12 protein-coding genes are annotated in these 13,985 nt (G+C 60.4%); 8 read left to right on the top strand and 4 right to left on the bottom strand.

Annotated features, from left to right (window positions below):
- Window positions 1-62 precede the first annotated feature (62 nt).
- Together AC13RM_RS19900 and AC13RM_RS19895 are read right to left on the bottom strand one after the other, a co-directional pair.
- Window positions 63-1,361: an NAD(P)/FAD-dependent oxidoreductase gene (locus AC13RM_RS19900; RefSeq protein ID WP_488555443.1), complete on the bottom strand. Its 1,299-nt coding sequence runs from the start codon at window positions 1,359-1,361 to the stop codon at window positions 63-65.
- Window positions 1,362-1,372: 11 nt separating this feature from the next.
- The gene (locus tag AC13RM_RS19895) at window positions 1,373-2,809 is read right to left on the bottom strand and encodes a glutamine synthetase family protein (protein WP_285174505.1); all 1,437 of its coding nucleotides are present in this window, start codon (window positions 2,807-2,809) and stop codon (window positions 1,373-1,375) included.
- A 136-nt stretch (window positions 2,810-2,945) separates the two neighbouring features.
- Between AC13RM_RS19895 and AC13RM_RS19890 the strand changes: the two genes are divergently transcribed.
- From AC13RM_RS19890 to AC13RM_RS19880, 3 genes are all read left to right on the top strand, one after another.
- Complete coding sequence (locus AC13RM_RS19890) at window positions 2,946-4,127, top strand: BaiN/RdsA family NAD(P)/FAD-dependent oxidoreductase (protein ID WP_488555442.1); 1,182 nt, start codon at window positions 2,946-2,948, stop codon at window positions 4,125-4,127.
- Window positions 4,128-4,282: 155 nt separating this feature from the next.
- Window positions 4,283-4,426: a hypothetical protein gene (locus tag AC13RM_RS19885; RefSeq protein WP_167078180.1), complete on the top strand. Its 144-nt coding sequence runs from the start codon at window positions 4,283-4,285 to the stop codon at window positions 4,424-4,426.
- Window positions 4,427-4,749: 323 nt separating this feature from the next.
- A complete protein-coding gene (locus tag AC13RM_RS19880) occupies window positions 4,750-7,287 on the top strand; it encodes a methyl-accepting chemotaxis protein (protein ID WP_440478978.1) in 2,538 nt (845 codons plus the stop codon).
- Here the strand turns inward: AC13RM_RS19880 and AC13RM_RS19875 are convergent.
- Complete coding sequence (locus AC13RM_RS19875) at window positions 7,263-7,526, bottom strand: hypothetical protein (RefSeq protein ID WP_488555441.1); 264 nt, start codon at window positions 7,524-7,526, stop codon at window positions 7,263-7,265. The genes AC13RM_RS19880 and AC13RM_RS19875 overlap by 25 nt on opposite strands.
- Window positions 7,527-7,614: 88 nt before the next feature.
- On the opposite strand from AC13RM_RS19875, the gene AC13RM_RS19870 reads away from it, so the two are divergent.
- Complete coding sequence (locus AC13RM_RS19870) at window positions 7,615-8,487, top strand: LysR family transcriptional regulator (RefSeq protein ID WP_488555440.1); 873 nt, start codon at window positions 7,615-7,617, stop codon at window positions 8,485-8,487.
- A gap of 37 nt (window positions 8,488-8,524) precedes the next feature.
- Here the strand turns inward: AC13RM_RS19870 and AC13RM_RS19865 are convergent, their stop codons facing one another.
- The gene (locus tag AC13RM_RS19865; protein WP_374820049.1) at window positions 8,525-9,523 is read right to left on the bottom strand and encodes an aldo/keto reductase; all 999 of its coding nucleotides are present in this window, start codon (window positions 9,521-9,523) and stop codon (window positions 8,525-8,527) included.
- Between the two features lie 330 nt (window positions 9,524-9,853).
- On the opposite strand from AC13RM_RS19865, the gene AC13RM_RS19860 reads away from it, so the two are divergent.
- The 4 genes from AC13RM_RS19860 (at window position 9,854) to AC13RM_RS19845 (ending at window position 13,956) form a co-directional block, all read left to right on the top strand.
- On the top strand, window positions 9,854-10,951 hold the full coding sequence (locus AC13RM_RS19860) for a polyamine ABC transporter substrate-binding protein (protein ID WP_113232169.1): 1,098 nt from the start codon (window positions 9,854-9,856) through the stop codon (window positions 10,949-10,951).
- A gap of 129 nt (window positions 10,952-11,080) precedes the next feature.
- A complete protein-coding gene (locus AC13RM_RS19855; RefSeq protein WP_113232168.1) occupies window positions 11,081-12,223 on the top strand; it encodes an ABC transporter ATP-binding protein in 1,143 nt (380 codons plus the stop codon).
- Between the two features lie 2 nt (window positions 12,224-12,225).
- Window positions 12,226-13,137: an ABC transporter permease subunit gene (locus AC13RM_RS19850; RefSeq protein WP_285174493.1), complete on the top strand. Its 912-nt coding sequence runs from the start codon at window positions 12,226-12,228 to the stop codon at window positions 13,135-13,137.
- Between the two features lie 3 nt (window positions 13,138-13,140).
- On the top strand, window positions 13,141-13,956 hold the full coding sequence (locus AC13RM_RS19845) for an ABC transporter permease subunit (protein WP_113232166.1): 816 nt from the start codon (window positions 13,141-13,143) through the stop codon (window positions 13,954-13,956).
- The last annotated feature ends 29 nt before the right edge of the window (window positions 13,957-13,985 follow it).

The following is a 13,985-nucleotide window of genomic DNA, read 5'->3' as shown; positions in this document are numbered from 1 at the left end:
CGCAAAATTCAGATGCGGCTTTTTAGAGCGGATTGCCGGCGGAAGAAATCATCTTCCGGTTTTCAAAACCTGTCGCGCAACGCAAACCATGAGAGCGCCAGGAACAGCAGAGGCGCCCGCATGCGCGCACCGCCGGGGAAGGGCGGAATGTTCAGCTCCCTGAAGAGATGAAGTTCGTCCGCATTCCCGAGAACCGTTTTCGCATAGAGTTTACCGCAATAATTTGACAGCATCACCCCATGGCCGGAATAGCCGCCGATGGAAGTGACACCCGGCATGACCTCGCGCACGAAGGGCTGCCTCGGCATGGTGATGCCGACCGAACCGCCCCAGGCATAATCGATGTTGATATCGCCGAGGGCCGGATAGATTTCGGTGATCTGCCGGCGGATGTGCTGCGTTATGTCGCGTGGATTGTCCGCCGTATAGGCCTCGCGCCCGCCGAACAGCAGGCGTCCATCCTTGGATTTGCGGAAATAGCGCACGACGAATCGCGAATCGGCGACGGCTTCATTGCCGGGAAGAACCTGTGGGAAGCGGTCCAGCGGTTGCGTTGCGCCGATGAAGGAGCGGATCGGCATGACGTGACTTGCCGTCACCGGCTCCAGATTGCCGATATAGCCGTTGCAGGCGATCAGCACGCGGTCGGCGGTGATCTCGCCGCCATCCGTCTCGATAATGGTCTTGCCCTCCGCTTGGCGAAAGCCCTTTGCCTTGGTCATCTCAAAGAGGGCGGCACCGGCTTCGGCCGCGACGCGGGCAAGGCCGATAAGCAGCTTCAGCGGGTGGATATGGCCCGTGCCCATATCCCGGACGCCATAAAGATAGAATTGCGACCCCAGCCGCTCCTGGGTTTCAGCCTGATCCATAAAGGTCATGTGCGGATAGCCGTAGCGGGTCGCTGCGATCTCCGCATTGTCCATATAGTCGCGCTTGTAGCTGCGCTTGTGCGTGACATTCATCTGGCCGGGTAGGAAATCGATGTCGATGCCATGCTCGGCGGAGAAATCGAGAAGATGCCGCTTGGCGTCCTCGGCCAGATCGAAAAGAGCTTTGGAGCGTTCATAGCCGATCTTCTCTTCCATCTCTTCCGGCCACCAGCGCTGGCCGGTGCCGAGCTGCCCGCCGTTGCGGCCGGAGGCGCCGTCGCCGAAGCGGTTCGCGTCGATCAGAACGACCTCCGCGCCACCTTTGGCAAGATTGTAGGCGGCCTGAAGGCCGGTATAGCCGCCACCGATAATCGCGACATCTGCGCGGCGCGAGCCGTCGAGCTTCGGATAGCTCGTACGCGGGCCGACGGTCGCTTGGTAGAAGGAAAGGCCGGGCGCGATCGGGCTTTGCCATGTTTCCTGCAGCGTCATGGGCGCCTCCTTCACACGTTGAGCAGAAGGAATTCCCGCTCCCACGGGCTGATCACCTGCATGAAGGTTTCGAATTCGCCGCGCTTCACGCCGGCGTAGATACCGATGAAGTCCTTGCCGAACACCTCTTCGAAGGCCGGCTCGTCCTCCATCAACGCGATGGCTTCGAGGAGCCCGCGCGGCAGATCGATGGAGCCTTCATTGGCAGAATCCTCGGTCGGCGCCGTCGGCACCACCTGCTTCATGATGCCGAGCAGGCCGGAGGCGAGCGAGGCGGCAAGCGCCAGATAGGGGTTGGCGTCCGAACTCGGTAGCCGGTTTTCGACGCGCCGCGCCTGCGGATCGGAGACCGGCACGCGGAAGGCCGTGGTGCGGTTGTCGTAGCCCCAGGCATTGTTGACCGGGCAGGACATGTTCGGCGCCAGCCGGCGATAGGAATTCACATAGGGCGCCAGCATGGCGAGCGAGTTCGGCACGAAGCGCTGCATGCCGCCGATGAAATGGAAGAATTCGGGCGAGGGGCTGCCATCCGAATTGGTGAAGACGTTCTTGCCCGTCTCGATGTTGACCACCGACTGATGGATGTGCATCGCTGATCCCGGCTGGCTCTGCATCGGTTTGGCCATGAAGGTCGCGTAGATGCCGTGCTTCAGCGCCGCCTCTCGGATCGTGCGCTTGAACATGAACACCTGGTCGGCAAGCTCGATCGGATCGCCGTGGCGCAGGTTGATTTCCAGCTGGGCCGGCCCTTCCTCGTGGATCAGCGTGTCGATCTCGAGACCTTGCTTTTCCGAGAAGTGATAGATGTCATCGATCAGCTCGTCGAACTCGTTGATGCCGGCGATCGAATAGCCTTGACCGCCCAGGATGGAACGCCCGGAACGGCCCTTCGGCGGGTGCAGCGGATAATCCGGATCGTCATTCTTGGCGACGAGATAAAACTCGATTTCCGGCGCCACCACCGGCTTCCAGCCGCGATCGCGATAGAGCCCCATGATACGCTTCAGCACGTTGCGCGGCGTATAGGAGACTTCCTGTCCCTCGGAATTGACGATATCGCAGATGACCTGCGCGGTCGGGTCGGTTTCCCAGGGAACGACCGACAGGGTCGACAGGTCTGGGACCAGCTTCAGGTCGTTGTCGCGCGGCTCGTAGCGGAAGCTTTCGGTCTCTTCCGGATATTCGCCGGAGATCGTGTGTCGATAGATCGCCGAGGGCAGCGCCAGCGACGTGTTGGAGGTGAATTTCGAGGTCGGCATCATCTTGCCGCGTGGCACGCCGGCAAGGTCCGGCGTGATGCATTCTATGTCCTCGATCCCGCGTGCCCGCAGCCATTGCGCCGCTTCCTTCCAGTTTGCCACGCCGCGTGCCGATCTCAGTCCGGGAGGTACTATTGGTGCTTTCGAGACTGGTATGGAAGCTTTCAGCGGGGTCTTTCTCGCGGGCATAAAACACCGTATTTGGGTTGATCGGTGAGTGCATCATAACTGCAGTTTGCCAATTGGCGAGGGGGAAACCGCTCGGACTTTCGCCGTATGATGGAAACATGACGAGAGAGCGCGGCGAAGAATAAAGGGCTGAAGTGTGACCGGCAGATATGATGTGATCGTCCTTGGCGCAGGCGCTGCCGGCATGATGTGCGCCATCCGCGCCGGCCAGCGCGGTCGGTCCGTGCTCGTGCTCGATCATGCCGCCGCACCCGGCGAAAAGATCCGCATTTCCGGCGGCGGCCGTTGCAACTTCACCAATATCAACGCCGGCCCGAAGAACTTCCTGTCCGTCAATCCGCATTTTGCCAAATCGGCGCTGGCGCGTTTCACGCCTGCCGATTTTCTGGCCATGGTGGAGCGCCACGGCATCGCCTGGCACGAGAAGACGCTCGGCCAGCTTTTCTGCGATAATAGCGCCAAGGACATCATCCGCATGCTGACCGATGAGATGCGCGCGGCCGGTGCGCAACTGCGACTGCGAACGGAAATCAGCGGCATCGAGCAGAAGGCGGGCGGCTACCGCGTCAGCACGCCCGAAGGCGCCTTCGAAGCATCCTCGCTGGTCGTCGCCACGGGCGGCAAGTCGATCCCGAAGATGGGCGCGACAGGTTTTGCCTATCGCGTTGCCGAGCAATTCGGCTTGCCTGTCGTCGAAACGCGGCCAGGCCTTGTGCCGCTGACGCTCGATCCGCAATTGCTTCAGCGTCTGGCGCCGTTGTCGGGCATTGCTGCCCCCGCCGAGATCCGACACGGCAAGACGGCATTCCGCGAGGCCCTGCTCTTTACCCATCGCGGCCTCAGCGGCCCCGCCATTCTGCAGATTTCCTCCTATTGGCGGGAAGGCGAGGACATCACCGTCATGATCGAGCCAGATATCGACATTCTCGCACTGTTGAAGAAAGCCAAGCAGGTCAATGGCCGGCAATCGGCGCAGACGGCGCTTGCGGAAATCCTGCCGAAACGCCTGGCTCAGCATATTGTCGAGAGCGAGGGCATCTCCGGCAATATGGCCGATCTATCGGACAAACGCCTGCAGCAGCTTGCGGCTTCTATTCAGTCCTGGCCGGTCAAACCCTCGGGTTCGGAAGGCTATCGCACCGCTGAGGTGACGCTCGGCGGCATCGATACCGCTTGCCTCGATTCGCGGACGATGCAGGCAAAGACCATTCCCGGCCTGTTCTTCATCGGCGAATGCGTCGATGTGACCGGCTGGCTCGGCGGCTACAATTTCCAATGGGCTTGGGCTTCCGGGCATATAGCCGGCGAAGCGGCTTGAACTGCCGTTTCAAGGCCCTCTCGGCGCCTTGAGAAAATGGAACCCGCCTCTGTTTCTCGCGTTTTCCTTTCCTACATTAATTAGTGAATACATTGGCAGTTGCCGAAAGCACCATTTGCCGGTTATCGTGTCAGTGCGAAAATGGGAATATACTCATGAACAGAACACATCGTCGCGCTCGCGCCATTGCAATCGCTCAGACCCGTGACAATGCCAAGCTTCTGGCAGCAAGACTGTTGATGTTGGCGACCGGCGTTACCGCCGTTTGCATCGCCTACCTTACCGTACGCGGCTTCTGACTTCAGCCGCTACATTGCTGTTGACCGTTGCCGAGCGGCGGCCTTGGCTCGCGCACGGAGATAGGCCTCGCCCTCCGCTTTTCAGCGTTTGATTGTATGATGCGGGTCACACTACTCCCTTATCTGAAAATTAATTAATCACGCCGACAATCCCAGTCGATTTCTTGGGGCGCTCTACTGCAAGCTGAAGCCGAAGCAATGATTGCTTCCCGACTTATACTCGGGAACCCCGCCTGCTGATATTTCAAGAATGATGATTATACATCCGGTCAGCGCCGAGGCGGCGCCGACGGGGGAGCGGTGTGTGAGAGGTCTGGGCTAAAATGTTCATTGACAAGATATTGTCGCGTTTCAACATCAAGACGAAAGTTCTGATATTCGTCCTGCCGTTCGTGATCAGCATTTCCGCCGTGGGCCTCACCGGGCTTTATGCGTCGGGCCTGCTTCAGGGCCGCATGGAGATATCCAACAGCGTCCTGCAGTCCCTGACTGGGTTCAAGAACCTCTACGGTTCCATGGATGACTTCCTGCGCATCACCAATGCACAGCAGCGCGACAAGCTCTATGAAGACATCAAGTCGCAGCAGGGCGTGCTGAATGCAACGCTCGGCCAGCTCGGCGCAGATGCCGACGGCCGCGGCAATCTGACTGACGCGACAGCAAAGACCGCCGGCATGTCGAATCTCGTCGGCAGGCTGTGGTCGCTGCACGAGCAGGAACTCTCGCTGCGCAAGACGATCGATGACGCCCAGCGCGCCTTGATCAGCGCCCGCTTCAACGTCAATTTCAACAGCCAGCAGCTGGAAGACCGGATGCGCCAGGACCAGGCGGACGCGACCTCCACGCTCCGCTCCGCTGACCGCCTGCTGAAGGGCGGCGATATGCTGGCTTCCGTTGCCGAAGACTTCAACAAGGCCGCGACACCGGCCGACAAGGTCAAGCTCCTGAAGGACCGGCTACCGGACCTGAACAAGGCACAGCGCTCCATCGACCTTGCCTTGCCGCAGAACCAGAAGAGCGTTGTCCAGTCGCTCGTGGGCACGATCAAGGATCTTGCTGCCTTCACCGAAAGCACGGACGTGCCGACTGACGATACGATCACCAATATCAGCCGGCTGCTTTCGCGCTTCCGTCAGACCTCGACTTACACGCAGTTGACCGCGACGCAGATGATGCGCCAGGCGACCACGACCTTCGTCTCGCTCGATGCCCGCGTCGCACAGACCAATTCGGTCCTGCAGGACACGCGCCGCCTTGAAGACTCGATCTATTCGCTGCAGCTCGTGCTGGCCGATTTCAACGCCAATACGAACAAGGACAATCTCGTGCGCTTGCGCCAGGAAGTCTCCAAGCTCGGCGGCGATATCGATACGCTGAACCAAAGCGCCAAGAGCATGGATTTCGCCAGCGATATCGACTCGGCCATTCGTCCAGCCATCAAATCCATGGATGAGGCCGGCGGCAAGCTGGTCGATACCATCAATCAGCGGATCGGCGAATATGCCAGCGCTCGCCAACAGCTCGATCAGGTCTGGGGCCAGCTGACCGCTTTCGCCGAGACGCAGAAACAGAGTGCCGGCAGTGAGCGCAACCAGGCAAATTCCATATCCATCCTGGCAACCGCACTTGGCATCATCCTCTCGGTTGCCGGCGGCATCGCGCTGGTCCTGACTCTGCAGCGTCCGATCGGCCAGATCACCGCCGCCATGCGCCGCATCGCCGATGGCATGCTGGAGACCTCGATCTCCGGTGAGCAGCGCCGGGACGAAATCGGCGATATGGCCAGAGCCCTTGGCATCTTCAAGGAAAACGCCATTTCGAAGATCCGCATCGAGGAGCAAAGCGACGAGGAGCGTGCTGCCGCAGAGCATGAACGCCAGCGCAACGACGCCGAAAAGCGTGAGCTCGACCGTCAGATCGACTATGCCGTCAGCGAGCTTGCCGCCGGTCTCGAGCGGCTTGCACAGGGCGATATCTCGGCGACGATCGACACGCCTTTCATCGGCCGTCTCGAGCAGCTGCGCCAGGACTTCAACAGTTCGCTGTCCCGCTTGCAACAGACGCTGAGCCAGGTTCGCAGCAATGTCGAGATGATCCAGAGCAACGGCGCTCAAATGGCGGCTTCCGCCGAGGATCTCTCCAAGCGCACCGAGCAACAGGCCTCTTCGCTGGAGCAGACCGCCGCTGCCGTCGACCAGATCACCACGACGGTCCGTTCGTCTGCCGAGCGCGCCAAGGACGCGGATGCGATCGTGCGCGAAGCCAAGCGCAGCGCCGATGACAGCTCTGTCGTCGTCGGCAACGCCATCGATGCCATGTCGCGCATCGAGGAGGCCTCGCGCCGAATCGAGCAGATCATCGGCGTTATCGACGAGATTGCTTTCCAGACCAACCTTCTTGCGCTCAATGCCGGTATCGAAGCCGCCCGCGCCGGCGACGCCGGCAAGGGTTTTGCCGTCGTCGCCATGGAGGTGCGCGAGCTTGCACAACGTTCGGCCGCGGCCGCCAAGGAGATCAAGGGGCTCATCAACAAGTCGACCGAGGAGGTCAATTCCGGTTCGCAGTACGTGCAGGAGGCTGGTTCGGTGCTCGCGCAGATCAGCAGCCAGATCGTGACGATCAGCCACCATGTGGAGATGATCGCCCGCGCCAGCCACGATCAGGCAAGCGCTCTGCAGGAGGTCAATTCCTCGGTCAATCACATGGATCAGATGACCCAGCAGAATGCCGGCATGGTAGAAGAGACCACGGCTGCGAGCCGCGAGCTCGCTACCGAGGCCGATGCCCTGCTGCACCTTATCCTGCAGTTCAAGATCGAGACCGGCTACAGCGCGAACTACATGCGCGAGCAGGCCGCCTGACCGCAGCTGCTGTTGCTATCGCAGGCGCAGGCGGATCGGCCCATTTCCGGCCGGTCCGCGTTCTTCATTGCCTGGTAGCGGCTGCGTACAGCGGCAAACCTCCGTCCAAGCCATTCAAAAAAGGGTGAGGGATCCCCGGCATTGTCGAGGTAGAACAGATCCTCGTTGCGGCGCCATTGTTCTTCGCGCGCCAGGCTCCGTATTTCTATGGCTTTCGCCAGAGCGATGCTCTCCATCATGAGATGTCTCCTTGCTGTGAGGCATCCCTTCAATTACACATCGGAATTTTCTTTATAAATAGCCATATTTGCCTTATGTTTTTCAATTATGAAAAACACCACCTGGGATTCCTATCAGCTTTTTCTGGATGTCGCTCGTGGCGGCGGCTTGACTGGCGCCGTTGCTTCCAGCGGCTTGAGCCCGGCGACGATCGGCCGGCGCATGCTGGAGCTGGAGGGGCAGATCGACCGCCCGCTGTTCGAGCGCAGCCAGGCGGGTTATGCGCTGACCGGCAACGGCCAGGCGCTGTTCGATCAACTGCTGGAGATGGAAGCCGCCGCCCGCAAGGTTGATAGCTGGCAGCGCGATGCCCAGGGTGCATCCATCGTCCGCATCGCTGCCGGCACCTGGGTCGGCTGGCTGCTCAGCCAGAACATGCCGACAATCTGCTCTGAGCGTGACGGGTTCCGCATCGACCTTCATCTCGGCGAACGTCGCGCCAGCCTCGCCCATCGCGAAAGCGATATCGGTATCCGCGCCTTCGAGCCGGAGGAAACCAATCTCGCCGCCATCAAGACTGGCGATGTCGCCTATGCCGCCTATCAGGCCCGCAACATACGCTTTTCCGGCCCGCAGCGCTGGATCGCAGTCGCGGAGGAGGAGGCGATCTCGGCCTATCTGCGCTGGCCGCACCAGAACAAGCGCGAGGAAATCGCCTTTACGGTCAGTCGCCCGCGTTCGCTGCACGATTTGGTGCTTGCCGGCTCCGGCATTGCCGTTCTGCCCTGCTTCGTCGGCGACCAGGAGCCGCGGTTGGAGCGGGTCGGCGAGGAAATCCCGGAGCTGCGCCATCGGCAGTGGATCGTCATGAACAATGCCGACCGCCATCGCCGGGAAATCCGCACCGTGGTCGACCGCATGACCAAATTGCTGAAAAGTCATGCCGAGCTCTTCGCCGGCAAGCGCCCAACCTATCTGTGAAAGAACCGGCGGCAATTGGCCGCCGGTTCGCGCTTCTTCACCGGGCCGCGTCACCCCAGCGATATTCGACCGTGGCTTCGTCAAGCTTCGCCTTCAGCTCCGGATCGAGCTGGAGATCGATGGCGGCCAGCGTATCCGTCAACTGGTCGGGACGGCTGGCGCCGATGATGGCTGAGGTGATGACCGGATTGGCGGCGACCCAGGCGACAGCAAGCTTAGTCAGCGATTGCCCGGCTTCTTCGGCGATGCCGCGGAGCTTCTCGATCGTCGCAAATTCGCGTTCATGCCAATAGCGCTGCAGATAATTGCTGCCGGCGCTGCGCAGTTGCGCGCTGAAGCGGCCTTCGGTCGGTGCGACATCATGCTTGTGCTTGCCGGTGAGAAGGCCGCCGGCGATCGGGTTGTAGGGGATGACGGCGATGCGCTGTTCTTCGGCCAAGGGAAGCAGTTCGCGCTCGATCTGGCGGAACAGCAGATTGTAGCGTGGCTGCACCGAAACGAAGCGGGCTGTCCGCAAAAAATCGGCCCGGCCGAGCGCCAGTGCCAGCCGGTAGGCGAGGAAGTTGGACACGCCGACATAGCGGGCCTTGCCCGAGCGCACGATGATGTCGAGCGCCTCCAGCGTCTCGTCGAGCGGTGTTTCGCGATCGTCCGAATGCAGCTGGTAAAGATCGACATAATCGGTGCCGAGCCGCCGCAGCGAAGCGTCGATGGCGTCGAGAAGATGCTTGCGCGACGCGCCCTGATCCCAGGGAGACGGGCCGACCTTTCCGACAGCCTTCGTCGCAACGATGAAGCGGTCGCGCTTGCCCTTCAGCCAGCGGCCGACAATCTCTTCGGTGCGGCCGGCAAGCTGTTCACCGCCTCCGAGCGGATAGACGTCTGCCGTGTCGATGAAATTGACGCCGGCATCCGCGGCCTTGTCGAGAATGGCATGTGCAATGTCTTCCTGCTCGATCTGCAGGCCGAAGGTCATCGTACCCAGGCAAAGGCGCGAGACGCTGAGACCGGTATTGCCGAATTTTTGATACTGCATGATAGGTCCCCGATGATGGGTTTGAGTTTGCCCGCTGGGCAGAATGGCGAAACAGGCTTGAGAATGTTCGCGGACGAGAACACCGCGATGTTAGCAAAGCCGGCTTCCGCATTCACGCGCGAAGCAGTCCCTGCATTCACAATTGCGTGCGAAGGGCATTGTCTGTTGGCGGGCAATTTTACGGGGCGGCCGATCGTTTTCGGGGAAAACGGCTAAAGCTTATGCCTGCTTGCTTTTTCCCTTGTCGCCTTCCGATTTCCTTTCTAGTCTAACGGGAAAAACAGAGGGTTGGGTATCGCCTGGATGCCCTTGAACAAAACAGGAGAGACTATGAAGTCCATGTTCGCAAGGCTTGCAGCAACGGCTTTTGCGGCCGTTTCGCTGGCAACGGTCGCTCAGGCAGAAGATAAGGTCGTCAATATCTATAACTGGTCGGATTACATCGACAATTCGATCCTGGAGGATTTCACCAAGGAAACCGGCATTAAGGTCGTCTACGACACTTTCGACCAGAACGAGACGCTGGAAACCAAGCTGTTGGCCGGCAAGACCGGCTATGACATCGTCGTGCCGACGGCCTATTTCCTGCAGCGCCAGATCAAGGCAGGTGTCTTCCAGAAGCTCGACAAGTCCAAGCTGCCGAACATCTCCAACATGTGGGATACGGTGCAGCAGCGCATCGCCACCTATGATCCCGGCAACCAATACGCCATCGACTATATGTGGGGCACGAGCGGTGTCGGCTACAACGTCGACAAGGTGAAGCAGATCCTCGGCACCGACGACGCTCCCGATATAAACGTGATCTTCGATCCAAAGCTCGCCGCCAAATTCAAGGATTGCGGCATCTACGTGCTGGATTCGCCGACCGACGTTATTCCGGCAGCCTTGCGCTATCTCGGTCTCGATCCGAACTCGACCAAGCAGGAGGACTTCAAGAAGGCCGAAGAGCTGCTGACCGCGATCCGCCCCTTCGTGCGCAAGTTCCATTCCTCGGAATATATCAACGCGCTTGCCAACGGTGATATCTGCATCGCCTTCGGCTATTCCGGCGACGTGCTGCAGGCCCGCAACCGCGCCGCCGAAGCCAAGAATGGCGTCAATATCGCCTATTCGATCCCGACCAAGGGTGCACAGATGTGGTTCGACGTCATGGCGATCCCCGCCGATGCGCCGCATGTCGAGGAGGCGCATATCTTCCTCAACTACATCATGAAGCCTGAGGTCATCGCCAAGGCGAGCAACTTCACTTCCTATGCCAACGGCAACAAGGCGTCGCAGCAGTTCGTGAGCAAGGACGTACTGGAAGATCCGGCCGTCTATCCGACTGACGCCGTCCGCGAGAAACTGTACACGCTGACCCCATGGGACGCGAAAACCCAGCGCGTGGCGACGCGCTTGTGGACAAAGGTCACGACAGGCCAATAAATCGAAGCGGCCCGGACGGCAACGTCCGGGCCTTTCCTTATGAGGATAAGGTAGGAATCACGAACGCGCCGGGATGGGGAAGAGCCGGCGCGATGCGCGCCCACAAGAGCATCCGTTTGGGGATAGATAATGAAGTCACTCGGTAATATCCGGCGTTCCTTTGCTCCTTGGACCGACCCTTCGGCCAAGCCTTACATTTCCTTCAAGAACGTGACGAAGAAATTCGGTGATTTCACTGCCGTCGACAACCTCTCCCTGAATATCTACAATCGTGAATTCTTCGCTCTTCTCGGCGCTTCGGGCTGCGGCAAGTCCACGCTTCTGCGCATGCTCGCGGGCTTCGAGCAGCCGACAACAGGTGAGATCGTGCTCGATGATCAGGACCTTGCCGGCACGCCGCCCTACCGCCGCCCAGTCAACATGATGTTTCAGTCCTATGCGCTGTTTCCGCATATGTCGGTGGAGAAGAATATCGCCTTCGGCCTCCGCCAGGATGGCATGCCGAAAGCCGAGATCGACGATCGCGTCGCGCAGATGCTGAAGCTCGTGAAGCTCGAACAGTTCGCCAAGCGCAAGCCCAACCAGCTATCCGGCGGCCAGCGCCAGCGCGTGGCCTTGGCTCGCTCGCTTGCGAAGCGCCCGAAGGTGCTGCTGCTCGACGAACCCCTCGGCGCGCTCGACAAGAAGCTGCGCGAAGAGACGCAGTTCGAACTCATGGATCTGCAGCAGAGCCTGGGGCTCACCTTCGTCGTCGTCACCCACGACCAGGAGGAGGCGATGACCATGGCTGACCGCATCGCGGTCATGAGCCACGGCAAGGTGGTGCAGGTGGCAACGCCGGCCGAGATCTACGAGGCGCCCAACTGCCGCTTCGTTGCCGACTTCATCGGCGATGTGAACATTCTCGACGGCAATGTCACCTCGGCACAAGCGGGCATCGTCGAGATAGCGGTCGATTCGGGCTTTACGGTGCGTACCGCTTCCGGCGATATGCCATCGGCAGGAAGCCGTGCCAGTCTCGCAGTCCGCCCGGAAAAGCTTCGGGTTTCGCCGCGCCCGCCGGCCAATGCATCCCTCAATGCCGCCGAAGGCGAGATCTGGGACATTGCCTATCTCGGCGACATGACCGTTTTCCACGTCAAGCTGAAGAGCGGGCAGGTGGTCAAGGCATCGTCGCTGAACGCGGTTCGCGCCGTGGAAGAGCCCTTCGCCTATGACCAAAACGTCTGGGTTTCCTTCGACGAAAATGCCGGCGTCTTGCTGAAGGATTGATCATGAAAGCGCTCGGCTCCCTAATCTATCAGCGCCTCGTGATCATTGTTCCCTATGCCTGGTTGCTGATCTTCTTTCTTGCGCCCTTCCTCATCGTCTTCCGCATTTCGCTGTCGACGAAGGCCTTGTCGGTGCCGCCCTACGACCCGTCCTTCGCCTGGAGCGACAGCTTCGGCGACTGGTGGGAAAAGCTGCAGACCATGTCCTTCGACAATTACACATGGCTTGCCGGCGACCCGCTCTACATGAACGCCTATATCGAGAGCCTGCAGATCGCCGGTATCTCGACGCTATTGACGCTGATCATCGCCTATCCGATCGCCTACGGCATGGCACAGGCGCCGCGCACGATCCGGCCGACTTTGCTGATGCTGGTCATCCTGCCCTTCTGGACGAGCTTTCTGATCCGCGTCTATTCCTGGATGTCGATCCTGAGCACGACGGGCCTCCTGAACCAGCTGCTGATGGGGCTCGGCGTCATCCACCAGCCGCTTGTCATCCTGAACACCAACACCGCCGTCTATATCGGCATGGTCTATTCCTATCTGCCCTTTATGGTGCTGCCGCTTTATTCCGCGCTGGAAAAGATGGACGGCACGCTGATAGAGGCAGCGCAGGATCTCGGCTGCACGCCGATCGGCGCCTTTTGGCGCGTCACCTTTCCACTCTCCATCCCCGGCATCGTCGCCGGCTGCATGCTGGTCTTCATCCCCGCCGTCGGCGAATTCGTCATCCCCGACCTGCTCGGCGGCTCGCAAACCCTGATGATCGGCAAGGTGCTCTGGACGGAGTTCTACAGCAACACCGACTGGCCGCTGGCATCGGCGGTGGCGACCATCCTTCTGCTGGTGCTGGTGGTGCCCATCGTCTTCTTCCAGCATTTCCAGGCCAAGGCCGATGAGAAGGGGAGATAACTTATGATCCGCTGGTCCCGCTTCAACATCGTCTCGGTCACCCTCGGTCTAGCCTTCCTCTACCTGCCGATCCTGCTGCTGGTCATCTATTCCTTCAACAGCTCGCGCCTCGTCACCGTTTGGGGCGGCTTCTCGACGCAGTGGTACGTGCACCTTTTCAGCAATGACACGATGCTGAGCGCCGCCTGGCTGACGGTGCGCATCGCGCTGCTCTCGGCGACGATCGCCACCGTACTTGGCACCTTCGCGGCCATCACGCTCGTTCGTTATACGCGTTTCCGCGGCCGCATCCTGTTCTCAGGGATGATCTATGCGCCGCTGGTCATGCCTGATGTCATTACCGGTCTGTCGCTGCTGCTGCTCTTCGTGACGTCGGGTGTCGACCGCGGCTTCTGGACGATCGTCATGGCGCATACGACGCTGACCATGTGCTTCGTCGCCGTCGTCGTGCAGTCCCGCCTCTTAACCTTCGATCGCTCGATCGAGGAAGCGGCGATGGATCTCGGCGCGCCGCCCGTGCGCACCTTCTTCGAGGTGACGCTGCCGATCATCGCGCCAGCCGTCTTTTCAGGATGGGTGTTGGCTCTGACATTGTCGCTCGACGATCTGGTGATTGCGACCTTTGCTTCGGGCGCGGGCGCCAAGACGCTGCCGATGCTGATCTACAGTCAGGTCAAGCTTGGCGTGACGCCGGAAATCAACGCCATCTGCACCATCCTGATCGGCGTGGTCGCCGTAGGCGTCATCTGCGCCTCCATCGCGACGAAGCGCCGGGAGGTTCAGCGACAAAGGGACGAGCACGCGGCTGCAGCAGCTTGAAGTGCTGCGGGCGAACGGGCGGCCCCGGA

It is taken from the genome of Martinezella sp. CNPSo 3732, from assembly GCF_057784515.1.
The sequence above is the reverse complement of the archived record's forward strand: the minus strand, read 5'-3'. Positions and strand labels throughout refer to the sequence as shown.